Origin of the sequence: Pseudomonas fluorescens, from assembly GCF_902497895.1 — a bacterium.
In the GTDB taxonomy this organism is placed as follows: Bacteria; Pseudomonadota; Gammaproteobacteria; order Pseudomonadales; family Pseudomonadaceae; genus Aquipseudomonas; species Aquipseudomonas fluorescens_BP.
This window is the reverse complement of record NZ_CABVHQ010000014.1, coordinates 37,049-53,205: the sequence shown is the minus strand read 5'-3', so window position 1 is coordinate 53,205 and position 16,157 is coordinate 37,049. Positions and strand designations below refer to the sequence as shown.

The window sequence follows — 16,157 nt, the reverse complement described above, 5'->3', positions numbered from 1 at the left end:
CCGCGCAGCGGTCGTAAACCAGCTTGCGAGTTGTACCTGAAGAAACCCAGTGGCAGATTTTGGGACCGCTTCGCGGTCCAGCGGGAGCAAGCTCCCTCGCCACAAGGTTCAGCGTATGACTAACGGACCGCCAATAACCCTAAAGCCAGCCCGCAACAAGTCGATAACCCGTTATCGATAGCTGTTCACGGTGTCGCACCGCGAACCACCTTTTCCACAGAAGGTTCATATGTCCTCCACCAAAGCTCGCGCAGATTCACTCTCGCTTCTACTGTTTACCTTGCGCAGCGGCAAGCTGATGGCGATCAACCTGCTGAAAGTCAGTGAGATCATCCCCTGCCCGCCCCTGACCCGGCTGCCGGAGTCGCACCCGCACGTCAAAGGCATCGCCACCCTGCGTGGCGCCTCGCTGTCGGTGATCGACCTGAGCCGGGCCATTGGTGAAAGGCCGTTGGTCGACCCGGACGGTGGCTGCCTGATCGTCACCGACGTCAGCCGCTCCAAGCAGGGTTTGCACGTTCAGGCCGTGAGCAAGATCGTGCATTGCCTGACCACCGATATCCGTCCTCCGCCCTACGGTGCTGGCGGCGCCAAGTCGTACATCACCGGTGTGACCTCGGTCGACGGTACCCTGGTGCAAGTGCTGGATATCGAGAAAGTCATCCACGGCATCGCGCCTGCACCCATCGAAACGGCGCCGACCGAACTGAGCATGGAAGACGCCGAGGTGCTGGGTAATGCGCGGATTCTGGTGGTCGATGACAGCCAGGTGGCGCTGCAGCAATCGGTACACACCCTGCGCAACCTCGGCCTGCAATGCCACACCGCGCGCAGCGCCAGGGAAGCCATCGACTGCCTGCTGGACCTGCAGGGTACTGATCAACAGATCAACCTGATTGTCTCGGACATCGAGATGTCGGAGATGGACGGTTACGCCCTCACCCGCACCCTGCGCGAGACTCCGGATTTCGCCCACCTCTACGTGCTGCTGCACACCTCCCTGGACAGCGCGATGAACAGCGAGAAAGCCCGCCTGGCCGGGGCCAACGCGGTGCTGACCAAGTTCTCTTCACCGGAACTGACCAAGTGCCTGATCGAGGCCGCCAAGGCCGTCGCTGCCCAGGGTCTTTGAGCCGTGGCCAAGGACTATTGCCTGCTGCTGCGGCGCGACCTCACTGAGGTTTTGCCACCGGTCATCTGGCCGAGCGGCATCAGCCTGACCGCTTACCACCCGGCGCTGGCCGAGGAGGTTCACGGTTTGATGACACTCGGTTATCAGCAGGGCGGCGGACAGGTGCCGGTGCTGGACCTCTGGCGCGCACAATTCGAAACCGATGCCGAGTATGACCCGGCGCTATGTTTTATCGCCTCGGACGCTCAAGGGCTTGTCGGCGTTGCCCAATGCTGGACCAGCGCCTATATCAAGGATCTGGTGGTACATCCGCGCGCTCGGGGCCGGGGCCTGGGTCGAGCATTGTTGTTGCATGCGTTCACGGTGTTTCAGCAGCGCCGGGAAGGTTTTGTCGATCTGAAAGTGCTGGAAGACAACCAGCGGGCGCGGCGCCTTTATGACAGTGTCGGGATGCGACTGGTGCGCAGGGAACCCGTTCCAACATAAAGCAGCTAAAAGATCGCAGCCTGCGGCAGCTCCTACACCGACCGAGTCAGGCCATCGATATGCGCGCCTCGACACAATCCCCTGTAGGAGCTACCGCAGGCTGCGATCTTGGCAGCCTCAGCTGCACAGCAGATCCTCAGGCATACTTCCCACTTCGCCCAAACGACGCCCCTAGGAAGCCTCGCCATGAAAGCCCTCACACTGCCCTTCATCTGCCTGGCCACTTTCGCCGCCCAGGCCAACGCCTCCAGCTCCGACGCCTGGGCGTCTTTCGACAAGGCGGTGCTCGCCAGCTGTAACAAGGCCAGTCATCTCAAGTACGCCAAACCGGTCGGCAAGATCGCACAGTTCGATGACCGGGTGGGCTACAGCGCGATACTGCTGCACGGCCAGTACCCGCAAAAGCACATGAAGGGTCAACCCGGTACCGAGCTGTGTCTGTACAACAAAAAAACCAAAACCGCGTATGTCACCGAGTGGGACTCTATCCACCTTCCCGCCAAAGCCCAATGACTGGCGCATAACTTGCTTCCAGACAGGCCTTCATGGTGGTTGCGTGGGTATTCCCGTCACCACTCACACCTATCAATGACGGCCGCCCGCTCGATGAATACAATGTTTTCCTGTGTAGGTTGCGGCAAGTGCTGCCACGACCACCACGTCCCCCTGACCCTAGCCGAAGCGCGGCAGTGGGCGGCGGACGGCGGTAACGTGATCGTGCTGGTGGAAGGCTTTCTCGGTAATGGCCTGGGCCTGCCTGTAGCCCAGCGCGAACATGCCGAGCGACGCTCCTGCGTGGTGCCCAGCGGTTCGACCGAGGCGTATGTGGCAATCACCTTCGCGGCGTACAACGTCGGTCCCTGCCGGAATCTTGACGAAGACAACCTCTGCCGGATCTATGAACGCCGGCCTTTGGTCTGTCGCATCTACCCGATGGAAATCAATCCGCACATCGCGCTCAAGCCAACCACCAAGGAATGCCCGTCGCAATCCTGGGAAAAAGGCCCGTTGCTGATTGTCGGTGGCGAGTTAGTCGACCGGCAACTGACCGATCTGATCCAGCGTTCGCGCCAGGCTGACCGGGACGACATCCAGACCAAGGAAGCCATTTGCGAACGACTGGGCATTCGCACCACAGCGCTCAAGGGTGACGGGTTTACCGCTTACCTGCCGGATATGTCGGCGTTCGCCGTGGCCATTGAACAGCTTGAAGGGCAGGTGCTGGCGGGCTCGACCGGCGAGTGGCAGTTTCATGTTTCGGGAGACGATATCGCCGAACAGGTGCAAGCGGCCGGGGCTCAGCTGGTGACGGCGGAGCCGGTGAATTATGCGTTTATCTCGTTGCGAGCGGCCTGAAGACCCAACTCGAGATTTCCATTGGCTGTACGGGTCTCTTCGCGGGCAAGTCGGATCGCCGCACCGCTGCTCCCACAGGTGACATGCGCAATACTTGTGGGTTTGGGCTTGCGGCGAAGTCAGATGACAGTGTCGTCAGGCCAATTCAGGACTTGATGGCCGCCAGGCATTCCACTTCGACGCGGGCATCGAGTAACAATTTTCTGGCAGAGAACGTCGTACGGACAGGCAGGCGATCCTCAGGGAAATACCTGACATACACTGCATTCATCGCGGAAAAGTCGCCAATATCGGCAAGTATGACCGTGCATTTCGCCACATGAGCAAAGGAAGAACCGTTGCGCTCAAGCGCCTTACCCAAGAGGTTCATGGCCTGGGTCATTTCTGCGCGAATGCCCCCGGGCACCAGTTTCTCATTGGTACCGATGCCCAGCACCCCGGATAGGTACAGCGTCGAACCCAGCCGCACGGCTTGCGAAAAAGGCAGGCCTTTCCCCTCGGGGCTGTACTGCAATGAGTTTGCCGCAACAGGTTCAACCGTCGCAGAGGCGGACGACTCAGATAGATAGCGCTTGATAATGGAGTCGTACTGGCCATTTTGTTTAACTTGCGCCAGCGCTTTGTTCAAGGCATCGCGCAGATCAGGATCGGTCTTGCGCACCCCCATCGCCACACCACTGCCCAGCAGCTCGTCGATAATCACTGGCCCGGAGAAACCGAAGTCATGGCCTTGAGGCCTATCGAGCAAGGCAGCGGAAATCTCGATGGTGTCTTGCAGAGTTGCATCGATCTTGCCCGTCAGCAGGCTGTCGATCAGTTCGTCATTGAGTTTGAAACTCTGAATGAGTACTCCGGCCGGAGCCCACCGAGCCTGAGCAAAGGCTTCCCGGCTGGTGCCGGCCAGGACACCGACCCGCTTGCCCTTGAGCAGTTGCCCATCAGGCATTAAAACCATATTTTTGCGGGTTACCAGCCGGCTGCCGAGGGGGTAGAGATTCTCGGTGAAATCGATTTTCTGCCGGCGTTGGGGCGTCGCGCTCATCGGCATGATCGCGTCGAAACGTCCGGCCTCGAGCGCTGCAATGTTGGTTGCATAATCCTGATCGACCCAGACACAGCGGGCATCGAGTTCGGCGCACAGGGCGTTGCCCAGCTCGATATTCAGTCCGACCAGCTCACCTTGGGCATTGCGGCTTTCGAACGGTGGTACCAGGGCTTCGACCCCGAAGAGGATTTCAGCCCATTTCCGTTCATCTGCGACAACCAGCGAACACAGACCACCCAGGGTCATGGACAAAAGCAGCGTCGTCAGGGGTTTTCCAGACATCATCGTGGCGTCCTTCCAGAAAGATCAATGGAACCCGCAACGACCTCCTCCGGGATGAGCAACGTTGAACGGGCAATGAACTTTCAACCAATCTCCGCTTCCCCTCTACAGGAAGAATCTGGGCTTGGCGTAGGACGAGGCCTGGAATGGAGCAGCTTGATTACTGCTCCGCAAGGGAAAGTCAGCTAAAACTGCGCGAATCAGCGCTTGCCCATCGAGCGACGGGTGCCGGGAGGCGCTACGCCCGGGGTCTTGGTGTGACCGTTCTTGGCGCCGTTTTTGTACCACGGTTGGTTGGCGTTCTTCGCCGCGGTCAGTTCGCCCGGGTTGAACGGGAACTTGAACGCGGGGATAGCGGCCTTGTCTTCGGTCTCTGCGCTGGAGTCGACGCTGTTTTGCAGCTCAGCCTGTTCGTCGCTCTGAACGTCAGCAGCAGACGGTTGTTTAGGGGAAGTCATGAAAGCTCCGGGTGATGCATAAATAAGAGTCGGGCCAGGATGGCGGGCCGCGAAAGGCGGCAGTATACCTGCCCGGCTGGTGCCCGCACGCTCACCTTCGGTCGCCCGTTGCAAAATTCTCTGCGGCCGCTTTAATCTGCACCGTTGAGCGGCGATCCAGCCTTACTGACAGCGCTGTCAGTCAGCAGTCATTTTGCTGACCGGGTCAGAGGGCTATAAGTAGTCATTGATACTGGCCAATCCATTGATCACTTGCTCTGGCGTCCTGACAGCATGCGCATTCAGAAAAAAAACATCGTGATCGCAGGCTTGCTGATCCTCCTGGCCGCCATTGCCGGCTGGTACCTGACCAAGCCCGCCACGGCCAGAGTGGCGGCACCGAGCGCGATTCCAGTGCGGGTAGTCAAAGTCAGCGAGCAGGACGTGCCGCGTTATGTCAGCGGTATCGGTTCGGTGCTGTCGCTGCACAGTGTGATCATTCGTCCGCAGATCGACGGGATCCTCACCAAAATATTGGTCAAGGAAGGTCAGCTGGTGAAAGCCGGTGATCTGCTGGCCACCCTCGACGATCGCTCGATCCGCGCCAGCCTCGATCAGGCCCGCGCGCAATTGGGCGAAAGCCAGGCGCAACTGCAAGTGGCACAGGTCAATCTCAAACGTTACAAGCTGCTGAGTGTCGATGATGGCGTTTCCAAGCAGACCTACGATCAGCAACAGGCGCTGGTCAATCAGTTGAAAGCCACTGCCCAGGGCAATCAGGCCGCCATCGACGCCGCGCAAGTGCAACTCTCCTACACACAGATTCGCTCGCCGGTGACCGGTCGGGTCGGCATTCGCTCCGTTGATGAAGGCAACTTCCTGCGCATGGCTGACGCTCAAGGGCTGTTCTCGGTCATCCAGATCGACCCGATCGCCGTCGAGTTCTCCCTGCCGCAACAGATGCTGCCGACCCTGCAAGGGCTGATCGGCGCTCCGCGCCAGGCCGAAGTCAGTGCCTACATGGGCGCCGATACCGATGGCGAAACCGGTGACCTGCTGGGTAAAGGGCAGCTGACCCTGATCGACAACCAGATCAATACCAACACCGGGACCATTCGCGCCAAGGCCGAATTCAACAACCCGGGGCAAAAGCTCTGGCCGGGGCAACTGGTGACCATCAAGATCCAGACCGCTCTCGACAAAGCCGCCCTCGTGGTACCGCCGACAGTGGTACAACGCGGCCTGGACCAGCATTTCGTCTACCGGGTCAACGCCAATACCGTCGAAATCGTGCCAGTGCGAATGGTCTATCAGAACAGCAACCTGAACATCATTACCGGTGTGCAGCCTGGCGATGTGCTGGTCAGTGACGGCCAGTCGCGGCTCAAGGCAGGTTCCAGGATCGAGGTGCTCAGCGAGCCGCCGCAAGTCATTGAAACGGCGAAGACGCAGGTGCAACCATGAAAGGCCATGGCTCGATTTCGGCCTGGTGCATTGATCATCCGGTCGCCACGCTGTTGTTGACCTTTGCCCTGGTGCTCCTGGGGGCGATCGCCTTCCCGAAGCTGCCCATCGCACCGTTGCCGGAAGCGGAATTCCCGACCATTCAGGTCAACGCCCAACTGCCCGGCGCCAGCCCGGAAACCATGGCGTCCTCGGTGGCCACACCGCTGGAGGTGCAATTCAGTGCCATTCCCGGCATGTCCCAGATGACCTCCAGCAGCGCCTTGGGTTCGACCAACCTGGTCCTGCAATTTGTCCTCGACAAAAGCATCGACACCGCCGCCCAGGAAGTCCAGGCGGCGATCAACACGGCCTCCGGCAAATTGCCCAATGATATGCCGAGCCTGCCCACCTGGCGGAAGGTCAACCCGGCCGACAGCCCGGTGCTGATCCTTGCTATCAGCTCGACGCAGATGCCAGGCACCGAACTCAGCGACTACGTGGAAACCTTGCTGGCACGGCAGATCAGCCAGATCGACGGAGTCGGCCTGATCAACATCAGCGGCCAGCAACGCCCGGCCATTCGCGTGCAGGCCTCGCCGGACAAGCTGGCGGCCATCGGCCTGACCCTGGCCGACATCCGCGTGGCCCTGCAGCAGGCCAGCCTGAACCTGGCCAAGGGCGCGCTGTACGGTCAGTCGAGCATTTCCACCCTGTCGACCAACGATCAACTGTTCCACCCCGAGGAATACGGGCAACTGATCGTCTCCTACAAGGACGGTGCGCCGGTCCTGCTCAAGGATGTCGCGCGGGTAATCGCCGGCCCCGAGAATGCCTATGTGCAAGCCTGGTCCAATGACCAGCCGGGGCTCAATCTGGTGATCTTCCGGCAGCCCGGGGCCAACATCGTCGAGACCGTTGACCGCATTCAGGCCGAACTGCCGCGCCTGCAAGGGATGCTGCCAGCCTCGGTGCAAGTGACTGTGCTCTCGGACCGGACCAAAACCATTCGCGCTTCCTTGCATGAAGTGGAAATTACCCTGCTGATCACCGTGTTGCTAGTGGTCGCGGTGATGGCTTTGTTTCTGCGCCAGCTGTCGGCGACGCTGATCGTTGCCAGCGTACTCGGCGTGTCGTTGATTGCCAGTTTCGCCCTGATGTATGTGATGGGCTTCAGCCTGAACAACCTGACCCTGGTGGCGATCGTGATTTCCGTGGGGTTTGTGGTCGACGATGCGATAGTCGTGGTCGAGAACATCCATCGCCATCTCGAGGCCGGCGACGGCATGCGCGAAGCCGCGATCAAGGGGGCCGGCGAGATCGGCTTCACCGTGGTCTCCATCAGCTTTTCGCTGGTGGCGGCGTTTATCCCTTTGCTGTTCATGGGCGGCGTGGTCGGCAGGCTGTTCAAGGAATTCGCCCTGACTGCGACCTCGACCATCCTGATTTCGGTGGTGGTGTCGCTAACCCTGGCGCCAACCCTGGCCGCGCTGTTCATGCGCAGGCCGGCGCACCACACCCACGGTTTCGGCGAGCGCTTGCTGGCGCTCTACGAAAAAGGCCTGCGCCGCGCCCTCGCCCACCAACGGCTGATGCTCGGGCTTTTCGGCTTGACCCTGGCCATGGCGATCGCCGGCTACGTGACGATCCCCAAAGGCTTCTTTCCAATACAGGACACCGGCTTCGTGCTCGGCACCACAGAAGCAGCCGCCGATATTTCCTTCCCGGATATGGTGGAAAAACATAAGCAGTTGGCGAAAATCCTCGGCGCCGACCCTGCCGTCCAGACCTTCTCCCATTCGGTTGGCGTATCCGGCAACAACCAGACCATCGCCAACGGGCGTTTCTGGATTGCCTTGAAGAACCGCAGTGATCGGGACGTCTCGGCCAGTGAGTTTATCGACCGTATCCGGCCGCAAATGACCAGGGTGCCGGGCATCGTCCTGTATTTGCGCGCAGGGCAGGACATCAACCTCAGCTCCGGACCGAGCCGCAGCCAGTACCAGTACGTGCTCAAAAGCAACGACGGACCGACCCTCCACACCTGGACCCAGCGTCTGACCGAGAAACTGCGGGCCAACCCGGCGTTCCGCGATATGTCCAACGACCTGCAACTGGGCGGCAGCATCACCCACATCAGCATCGACCGCAGCGCCGCGGCGCGTTTTGGCCTGACCGCCACCGATGTCGACGAGGCGCTCTACGATGCCTTCGGCCAACGCCAGGTCAACGAATTCCAGACCGAGACCAACCAGTACAACGTGATCCTCGAACTCGACGCCAAACAGCGCGGCAAGGCCGAAAGTCTGAATTACTTCTACCTGCGTTCGCCCCTCAGTGGCGAGATGGTGCCATTGTCGGCATTGGCCAGGGTCGATCCCCCCAGGGTCGGCCCGCTGTCCATCGCCCATGACGGGATGTTCCCTGCGGCCAACCTGTCGTTCAACCTCGCGCCGGGCGTGGCCCTGGGCGATGCAGTCAGCATGCTCAACCAAGCGAAGAACGAGATCGGCGTGCCGGCCACGATCATCGGCACCTTCCAGGGCGCGGCCCAGGCGTTCCAGAGTTCCCTGGCCAGCCAACCCTGGCTGATCCTCGCGGCGCTGGTGGCGGTCTACATCATTCTGGGTGTGCTGTACGAGAGTTTCGTGCATCCCCTGACGATCATTTCGACCCTGCCCTCGGCCGGCCTTGGCGCCCTGATCATGCTGTGGATCTGCGGTCAGGACTTTTCGATCATGGCCTTGATCGGCCTGGTGCTGCTGATCGGGATCGTCAAGAAGAACGGCATCCTGATGATCGACTTCGCCCTCGACGCCCAGCGCAAAGGCGGCCTGACGCCGGAGGAAGCCATCTACCAGGCCTGTTTGACCCGGTTCCGGCCGATCATCATGACCACCCTCGCCGCGCTGCTCGGCGCCTTGCCATTGATGCTCGGCTACGGCACCGGCGCCGAGCTGCGCCAGCCGCTGGGGATCGCCGTGGTCGGCGGGTTGCTGGTGAGCCAGGCGCTGACGTTGTTCACCACTCCGGTCATATACTTGTGGCTTGAGCGGCTCTTCCATCGGCCCAAACCAGCCCCGGTGCTGGCGACCACTTACTGAGGCGGGGTCATGCGCGTTCTGATCATCGAAGACGAGGAAAAAACCGCGGACTACCTGCACCGCGGCTTGACCGAACAAGGCTATACGGTGGACGTGGCCCGGGATGGCGTCGAAGGTCTGCACCTGGCGCTGGAAAGCGATTACGCGGTGATCGTGCTGGATGTGATGCTGCCCGGCCTCGACGGTTTTGGCGTACTGCGCGCCTTGCGCGCGCGCAAGCAAACCCCGGTGATCATGCTCACTGCCCGCGAACGGGTGGAAGACCGGATCAAGGGCCTGCGCGACGGTGCCGACGATTACCTGGGCAAACCCTTTTCCTTTCTCGAACTGGTCGCGCGCCTGCAAGCGCTGACCCGCCGCAGCGGCGGTCATGAACCGGTGCAGATCAGCATCGCCGACCTGTGGATAGATTTGATCAGTCGCAAGGCCACCCGCGGCGGCACGCGCCTGGACCTGACCGCCAAGGAGTTTTCGCTGCTCAGCGTGCTGGCCCGGCGTCAGGGTGAAATCCTCTCGAAAACCGCCATTGCCGAAATGGTCTGGGACATCAATTTCGACAGCGATGCGAATGTCGTCGAAGTCGCGATCAAGCGCTTGCGGGCCAAGCTCGATGGGCCGTTCGAAGAGAAACTGCTGCACACCATTCGCGGCATGGGTTATGTGCTGGAGAGCCGCAGTGAGTAACTCGATTGCCCTGCGCCTGAGCGGTATGTTCACCCTGGTGGCGCTAGTGGTGTTCCTGCTGATTGGCTGGGCGCTGTATCAACAAGTCGACAAAGGCCTGGGCCTGCTGCCCGAAGCCGAACTGGATGCGCGCTACAGCGTGCTGGAATCGACGGTTGGCCGTTATGGCACCCCGGAACACTGGGTCAAGATCAACAACAAACTCAAGTTGCTCGGCGAAGAAGACAAACGTATCCGCTTCTGGATCATCAGCGGCGATCCTGACTATGAATATGGCAACCCGACCCCGCAGATTCGTGCCTTTGCCGAAGGCCCGCTGGGTAGGCGCGACTTGCAACTGCCAGACCAGCCCTACCCGTTGAAAGTACTGGTCAGCCAGTTCCCGGCCAAGGACCAGCGTCCGCCGCTGCGCTTCATGATCGGCATCGATACCGAAACCTTCTTCCAGACCCAGCATCAGTTGCTGGTCGCCCTGATCAGCCTGGCCATCATCGGCGTGCTACTGGCCTCGGCGCTGGGTTACTGGGTGGCGCGGATCGGTTTGAAACCGCTGATCAAACTGTCCCAGGAGGCACAACGCCTGGCCCCCCCGCGACTCTCCGGACGCCTGCAACTGTCGCCGCTGCCACCGGAGCTCAACCAATTCGTCAGCGCCTTCAATTCGACCCTGGAACGGGTGGAACAAGCCTACTCGCGCCTGGAGTCGTTCAACGCCGACGTGGCCCACGAACTGCGCTCGCCGCTGACCAATCTGATCGGCCAGACCCAGGTTGCACTGACTCGCGGACGTTCGGCCGAACACTACTTTGAAGTCCTGCAATCGAACCTCGAAGAGCTGGAGCGGCTGCGCTCGATCATCAACGACATGCTGTTTCTGGCCAGCGCCGATCAGGGCAGCAAAGCCACCGCCCTCACCTCGACTTCACTGGCCGATGAAGTCGCGACCACCCTGGATTACCTAGACTTCATCCTCGAAGATGCTCAGGTCAAGGTCGAGGTCAGCGGCGATGCCCAGGTGCAGATCGAAATCGCCCACCTGCGCCGGGCACTGATCAACCTGCTGAACAACGCCGTGCAACACACCGCGCCCGGGCAAACCATTCGCGTACAGATTGAAATGCAAGAACACCAGGTCGCCATCGGCGTTGCCAACCCCGGCGAAGCCATTGCCCGCGAACACCTGTCGCGGTTGTTCGAACGCTTCTATCGGGTCGACGCCTCACGCAGCAACAGCGGCGCCAACCATGGGCTGGGCCTGGCAATCGTCAAGGCCATTGCCTTGATGCATGGCGGCGATGTGTTTGTGCGCAGTGATGACGGGATGAATACCTTCGGGATTTATCTGCCGGTGTAGTCGGTTGGACTTCTGGTGAGGAGGCTTACCTTCCCCCGTAGCAGCTGGCGAAGCCTGCGTTCGGCTGCGCAGCAGTCGTAAATCATGCCGCCACGGTTAACCTGTAAAACCGCAGTGCCTGATCTTACGGCCGCTGCGCAGCCGAACGCAGCCTTCGGCAGCTGCTACGGCCTGTCGCAACTATTGCCCTTTACGCAACAGTCCTTTAAGCGATCCGCTCTTTTTCCCCACGCCCAAGACCGGTACTTTTGCCACACCAAATATCACTTGCTCTGCAAGAAGGTTTTCAAGATGTCCAACACTATGGGTATTGCCAGCGCTTTTGTTTTGTCTTCCTTGTTTCTGTCGCCGTTCGCCATGGCTGAAGAGTCGCCAGCATTCGTTGCCCAGAATGCCGCACGTGCCGACGCCTGGGAACAGTCCCGGAGCGAACTGACCGCCAAGACCAAAACCGCTGAGAAACCCCAGCAAACCTCAGTCAATCAAGCGCAAGCGCCGGCTGATATAGATAGCTGATCTGTACTACCGCTCTATTTCCCTCGACACTTTCAGGGCTCTTTCCCCCGAGAAGTTGTCTTCAAAGCCGCTGCTCTCAGCGGCTTTTTTTTCGTGGTGAAAAACACCTCGAATGCCCGGTCCTGCCGAATAAGAAACACCCCCTCAACACAATAATAACTGCCATTATCGATCGAAGGAGTTTTAACCCCACGTGTATCTTTCACTAAAGCTCAGCCCGCTATTCATTGCAATGGCTGTAACTATCGCCTCAACCGCGCACGCAGCAGACGAACCGGCCGAAGGCTTCGTCGAAGGTTCCAGCCTCAAGCTCAACGCCCGTAATTACTACATGAACCGCAACCGTCTGCAGGGCGCGGATGACAACATTGAATGGGGTCAGGGCTTGCTGGGGATTTTCGAATCCGGCTACACCCCGGGTACCCTCGGCTTCGGCCTCGACGCCCACGCCATGCTCGGGCTCAAGCTCGATGGTGGTGGCGGTACCGACAGCTCGAGCATCCTGCCCATCGGTAGCGGCAACGGCAAAGCACCCCCCGGATTCTCCACGGCAGGCGCCACGCTGAAAATGCGCGCTGGGGATACCGAACTCAAAGCCGGTGATCTGTTCCTGAATAATCCAGTGATTGCCGGCGGCGAGACCCGCATGTTGCCGCAGACCTTTCGCGGCATCAGCCTGAGCAACCAGAGTATCGACGGCTGGCTGATCGAAGGCGGCCAGGCCAGCTTCACCAAGCTCTACAACCAGAGCGGTCATCAGCGCATCGGTACCTCTTATGGCAGCCTGCCAGCGGGTGAAGAAAGCCAGCACCTGAACTGGGCCGGGGTCGCCTGGAGCAGTCTGCCAGGGCTGACCAGCAGCCTGTATGCCTCTGAGCTCAAGGACATCTGGAACCAGTACTACTACGACCTGGACTACAACTATGCGCTGACCGATCAGGTCAGCCTCAACCCGGGCCTGCACTTCTATCACACCCAGGACACCGGCGATGCACTGCTGGGCAAGATCAACAACAACACCTTCAGTCTTCACTTGGGCGTCGCCGTCGGTCATCACACCGTCACCGCTGCCTATCAACGGGTGAATGGCAACACCCCCTTCGATTACATCAACCAGGGCGACAGCGTCTATCTCGATAATTCCCAGCAGTACTCGGATTTCAACGGCCCGAACGAACGCTCATGGAAACTCAAGTACGCCTATGACTTAGTGGGTCTCGGCCTGCCGGGCCTGACCTCGGCGGTGTCTTACTCGCGCGGCGAACTGGACCTGAGCAAGGTCGATCCGCAGAGCGCGGGCTACGGCGAAACCTGGTACAGCGCCGATGGCAAGCAAGCCAAACACTGGGAGCGCGACATCGATCTGAAATACGTGGTCCAGAGTGGCAAGGCCAAGGATCTGGCGCTGCGCCTGCAATGGGCGACCCACCGCGGCGGCAATGGCTACGGCGCGCTGGATCAGGACACTGACGAATACCGGGTGATCGTCGATTACCCACTGAATGTGTTCTAAGCTCAATGATGCAAATGGTCAGCATTTTTTGCTGGCCTTTTTTATGCTTCGGATTTATACAGGCGCCCCAGGCGCGACTGGTCTCTGCCACTCTGCACGCTTGCTCGCAACCCTCTTGATACCGTCCCGGACAGCAGAAGTCAGAACCATGAGTGTGAGAAGTGCGACATCACTGCGCCCGCCCCCTGTCAGTCGCTCGGTATTGATCCTGATTGCTGGCAGTTCGCTGACGGTGATCGCCATACTGAGCATCGTGACCTTTCTGCTGATCCGCGAACACCGCAGCGCCGAGCTGGCCGCAACCCGCAGCGCCACCAATATCGTGCAATTGATCAATGCCGACGTGCTGCGCAATGTCGAACTCTATGACCTGTCCCTCAAAGGTCTGATCGCCGCCGCCCAGCGTGACGACCTCAAGCAGGTATCACCGCAGATACGCCACCTGGCGCTGTTCGACCGGGCCACAAGCGCCCCCTTCAAGGGCGAGATCCTGCTCCTCGACAAGTATGGCGAGGTGATCGCCGACTCGTCGCTGATCCAGCCGAAACCGGCCAATTTTGCCGACCGCGACTACTTCCTCGCCCATGCCTTCAACCGCGATACGGGGATGTTCATCAGCCGCCCCTTCAAGCTCCGCTGCGAGTGCAACGAGCGTGACGAATGGCGCATCAGCTTCAGCCGACGACTATCCTCCGTCACTGGCGAGTTTCAGGGGGTCGCAGTGGCTTCCATGCGCCTGGGGTACTTCGATCAGTTGTTCAACAGCCTGAACATCGGCAACGACAGCACCATCAACGTCATTAACCGCGACGGCATCATGCTGGCGCAACACCCATTGCGGAACAAGGATCTGATCGGCAAAAACTTCAGCGCCCGGCCGAACGTCGAACGCATTCTTAGCGAAGGCTCTGGCAGCTTCAGTGGTGTATCGAGCGTCAACGGGGAAATCCGCCTGTTCACCTTTTCCCAGGTTGGCAACCTGCCTTTGACGGTGATGGTGGCCCTGTCTACCCATGAAGTATTCGCCGCCTGGAAGCGCACTGCGATAGTCATCAGCAGCGCCACCGGAGTGCTCTGTATCGGCCTGCTGTGGCTGACCTGGTTGCTCTGCCGCGAGCTGAAGCTGCGCCATCACGCCGAGCAGGAACTGGCGCAACTGGCCGCCACCGACGCGCTGACCGGCGTCGCCAACCGCCGGGCGCTGGATCAGGTGCTCAGCGGTGAGTGGGCGCGCGCGCAGCGTACGGGCAAACCGCTGTCGGTGCTGATGATCGATGCGGATCACTTCAAGGCGTTCAATGACCGACATGGCCATCAGGTCGGCGACGACGTCTTGCGCACGGTCGCCAAGGTCATCGGCGAGAGCGTCCGCCGGCCGGCCGATCTGGTGGCGCGTTATGGTGGCGAGGAATTTGCGGTAGTACTGGCCGAGACCGATCGGGCTGGCGCGTTACAGATCGCCGAAAGCATCCGCGCCGCGGTCGAACGCTTGCCGCGGACCAAGGGTGATGTGTCACCGATTACCGTCAGCATCGGCTTGAGCACCTGGTCCGGAGCGCCTGAAGAGAGCTTGAAGACCTTGCTGTTCGCCGCCGACAAGGCGCTGTATCAGGCCAAGGAAAGAGGCCGCAATCGGGTGGTGACTGGATGAAAGCTGCGGCGTGGCCTCTGACCTCATCGCGAGCAAGCTCGCTCCCACATTAGATCTGCGTTGGACACAAAATTGCGGGTTGATGCAAATCAACTGTGGGAGCGAGCTTGCTCGCGATGGCGTCCTGATAGGCGCCGCCAAATTAGAGGCACCCATAAAAAAAGGCCACCCGAAGGCAGCCTTTAAAAACTAAAGAAAGAGAGTGTTACTTACACGGCCGCAACCGGACGCATGTAAGAGATCGGTGCAGTGCTGGCATCTTCGAAGGTCACGACTTCCCAGGCATCTTTCTGCTCAATCAATTTGCGCAGAAGCTGGTTGTTCAGTGCATGCCCCGACTTGAAGCCGCGGAACTCACCTATCAGGCTGTTGCCCAGCAGGTAGAGGTCACCAATTGCATCGAGGATCTTGTGCTTCACGAATTCGTCTTCATAGCGAAGGCCGTCTTCGTTCAGTACTCCATCCGCGTCGACCACGATGGCGTTTTCAACGCTACCGCCGAGTGCGAGGTTGTGCTTGCGCAGGTACTCGATATCACTCATGAAACCAAAGGTCCGGGCGCGGCTGACTTCTTTTACGAACGAAGTGCTGGAAAAATCCACGCTGGCGCTTTGAACGCGGTCACGGAACACCGGGTGATCGAAATCGATCTCGAAGCTCACCTTGAAACCTTCGAAAGGCAGGAAAGTGGCGCGCTTGTCGCCGTCTTCCACAGTCACTTCACGCAGGATACGGATGAATTTCTTGGCTGCGTCCTGTTCTTCCAGGCCGGCAGATTGAATCAGGAATACGAAGGGTCCAGCGCTACCATCCATGATCGGGACTTCAGACGCGGAGAGCTCGACGTAGGCGTTATCGATGCCCAGGCCAGCCATGGCCGAGAGCAAGTGCTCCACCGTGTCCACTTTAGTGTCACCGCTGACCAATGTGGTCGACATAGTGGTTTCACCAACGTTTTCTGCGCGAGCAGGTATCTGCACCACAGGGTCCAGGTCGGCACGACAAAACACAATGCCGGTGTCTACAGGCGCAGGCTTGAGAGTCAGGTATACCTTCTCCCCGGAGTGCAGACCTACACCTGTGGCACGGATAATATTCTTCAGGGTGCGTTGTTTAATCATGGCTTGGGCCGCTTCAGCGCAAATTGCGAACTG

At 59.8% G+C, this 16,157-nt stretch carries 14 protein-coding genes; 11 read left to right on the top strand and 3 right to left on the bottom strand.

The window, feature by feature from the left end; translation table 11 throughout:
• Positions 1 to 229: 229 nt before the first annotated feature.
• From F8N21_RS09590 to F8N21_RS09575, 4 genes are all read left to right on the top strand, one after another.
• Positions 230 to 1,132, top strand: coding sequence for a chemotaxis protein CheV (locus F8N21_RS09590; protein WP_150641899.1), 903 nt, complete (start codon positions 230 to 232; stop codon positions 1,130 to 1,132).
• A gap of 3 nt (positions 1,133 to 1,135) precedes the next feature.
• Complete coding sequence (locus tag F8N21_RS09585; protein ID WP_150641898.1) at positions 1,136 to 1,618, top strand: GNAT family N-acetyltransferase; 483 nt, start codon at positions 1,136 to 1,138, stop codon at positions 1,616 to 1,618.
• A gap of 186 nt (positions 1,619 to 1,804) precedes the next feature.
• Entirely contained in the window at positions 1,805 to 2,131 is a 327-nt protein-coding gene (locus tag F8N21_RS09580; protein WP_150641897.1) for a hypothetical protein, read from the top strand.
• Positions 2,132 to 2,224: 93 nt separating this feature from the next.
• On the top strand, positions 2,225 to 2,974 hold the full coding sequence (locus F8N21_RS09575; RefSeq protein WP_150641896.1) for a YkgJ family cysteine cluster protein: 750 nt from the start codon (positions 2,225 to 2,227) through the stop codon (positions 2,972 to 2,974).
• Between the two features lie 145 nt (positions 2,975 to 3,119).
• Here the strand turns inward: F8N21_RS09575 and F8N21_RS09570 are convergent, their stop codons facing one another.
• Together F8N21_RS09570 and F8N21_RS09565 are read right to left on the bottom strand one after the other, a co-directional pair.
• Entirely contained in the window at positions 3,120 to 4,304 is a 1,185-nt protein-coding gene (locus F8N21_RS09570) for a transporter substrate-binding domain-containing protein (RefSeq protein WP_150641895.1), read from the bottom strand.
• A 197-nt stretch (positions 4,305 to 4,501) separates the two neighbouring features.
• Complete coding sequence (locus tag F8N21_RS09565; RefSeq protein WP_150641894.1) at positions 4,502 to 4,759, bottom strand: hypothetical protein; 258 nt, start codon at positions 4,757 to 4,759, stop codon at positions 4,502 to 4,504.
• A 273-nt stretch (positions 4,760 to 5,032) separates the two neighbouring features.
• On the opposite strand from F8N21_RS09565, the gene F8N21_RS09560 reads away from it, so the two are divergent.
• The 7 genes from F8N21_RS09560 to F8N21_RS09530 all read left to right on the top strand — a co-directional run bounded on the left by F8N21_RS09560 (position 5,033) and on the right by F8N21_RS09530 (position 15,003).
• Positions 5,033 to 6,202: an efflux RND transporter periplasmic adaptor subunit gene (locus tag F8N21_RS09560; protein WP_150641893.1), complete on the top strand. Its 1,170-nt coding sequence runs from the start codon at positions 5,033 to 5,035 to the stop codon at positions 6,200 to 6,202.
• On the top strand, positions 6,199 to 9,285 hold the full coding sequence (locus F8N21_RS09555) for a multidrug efflux RND transporter permease subunit (protein ID WP_150641892.1): 3,087 nt from the start codon (positions 6,199 to 6,201) through the stop codon (positions 9,283 to 9,285). Before F8N21_RS09560 ends, F8N21_RS09555 begins: the two co-directional genes overlap by 4 nt.
• Positions 9,286 to 9,294: 9 nt before the next feature.
• The gene (locus F8N21_RS09550; RefSeq protein WP_150641891.1) at positions 9,295 to 9,969 is read left to right on the top strand and encodes a heavy metal response regulator transcription factor; all 675 of its coding nucleotides are present in this window, start codon (positions 9,295 to 9,297) and stop codon (positions 9,967 to 9,969) included.
• Positions 9,944 to 11,323, top strand: a complete 1,380-nt coding sequence (locus tag F8N21_RS09545; protein WP_150641890.1) for a heavy metal sensor histidine kinase — start codon at positions 9,944 to 9,946, stop codon at positions 11,321 to 11,323. The genes F8N21_RS09550 and F8N21_RS09545 overlap by 26 nt, the downstream gene beginning before the upstream one ends.
• Positions 11,324 to 11,614: 291 nt before the next feature.
• Positions 11,615 to 11,839 carry a hypothetical protein gene (locus tag F8N21_RS09540; RefSeq protein ID WP_150641889.1) on the top strand — a complete coding sequence of 75 codons (225 nt, stop codon included), beginning with the start codon at positions 11,615 to 11,617 and terminating at the stop codon, positions 11,837 to 11,839.
• A 232-nt stretch (positions 11,840 to 12,071) separates the two neighbouring features.
• Positions 12,072 to 13,352, top strand: a complete 1,281-nt coding sequence (locus F8N21_RS09535; RefSeq protein ID WP_150641939.1) for an OprD family porin — start codon at positions 12,072 to 12,074, stop codon at positions 13,350 to 13,352.
• Positions 13,353 to 13,500: 148 nt separating this feature from the next.
• Positions 13,501 to 15,003, top strand: coding sequence for a sensor domain-containing diguanylate cyclase (locus F8N21_RS09530; protein ID WP_150641888.1), 1,503 nt, complete (start codon positions 13,501 to 13,503; stop codon positions 15,001 to 15,003).
• A gap of 209 nt (positions 15,004 to 15,212) precedes the next feature.
• Here the strand turns inward: F8N21_RS09530 and lpxC are convergent, their stop codons facing one another.
• Entirely contained in the window at positions 15,213 to 16,124 is a 912-nt protein-coding gene (gene lpxC / locus F8N21_RS09525) for a UDP-3-O-acyl-N-acetylglucosamine deacetylase (RefSeq protein ID WP_150641887.1), read from the bottom strand.
• Between the last annotated feature and the right edge of the window lie 33 nt (positions 16,125 to 16,157).

Bases quoted from the DNA above. Each gene is read 5' to 3' on its own strand.
- F8N21_RS09535 (WP_150641939.1), top strand. From the start codon at position 12,072: ATGGCTGTAACTATCGCCTCAACCGCGCACGCAGCAGACGAACCGGCC.
- F8N21_RS09580 (WP_150641897.1), top strand. From the start codon at position 1,805: ATGAAAGCCCTCACACTGCCCTTCATCTGCCTGGCCACTTTCGCCGCC.
- F8N21_RS09560 (WP_150641893.1), top strand. From the start codon at position 5,033: ATGCGCATTCAGAAAAAAAACATCGTGATCGCAGGCTTGCTGATCCTC.
- F8N21_RS09590 (WP_150641899.1), top strand. From the start codon at position 230: ATGTCCTCCACCAAAGCTCGCGCAGATTCACTCTCGCTTCTACTGTTT.
- F8N21_RS09575 (WP_150641896.1), top strand. From the start codon at position 2,225: ATGAATACAATGTTTTCCTGTGTAGGTTGCGGCAAGTGCTGCCACGAC.
- F8N21_RS09545 (WP_150641890.1), top strand. From the start codon at position 9,944: ATGTGCTGGAGAGCCGCAGTGAGTAACTCGATTGCCCTGCGCCTGAGC.
- F8N21_RS09555 (WP_150641892.1), top strand. From the start codon at position 6,199: ATGAAAGGCCATGGCTCGATTTCGGCCTGGTGCATTGATCATCCGGTC.
- F8N21_RS09530 (WP_150641888.1), top strand. From the start codon at position 13,501: ATGAGTGTGAGAAGTGCGACATCACTGCGCCCGCCCCCTGTCAGTCGC.
- F8N21_RS09540 (WP_150641889.1), top strand. From the start codon at position 11,615: ATGTCCAACACTATGGGTATTGCCAGCGCTTTTGTTTTGTCTTCCTTG.
- F8N21_RS09550 (WP_150641891.1), top strand. From the start codon at position 9,295: ATGCGCGTTCTGATCATCGAAGACGAGGAAAAAACCGCGGACTACCTG.
- F8N21_RS09565 (WP_150641894.1), bottom strand. From the start codon at position 4,759: ATGACTTCCCCTAAACAACCGTCTGCTGCTGACGTTCAGAGCGACGAA.
- lpxC (WP_150641887.1), bottom strand. From the start codon at position 16,124: ATGATTAAACAACGCACCCTGAAGAATATTATCCGTGCCACAGGTGTA.
- F8N21_RS09570 (WP_150641895.1), bottom strand. From the start codon at position 4,304: ATGATGTCTGGAAAACCCCTGACGACGCTGCTTTTGTCCATGACCCTG.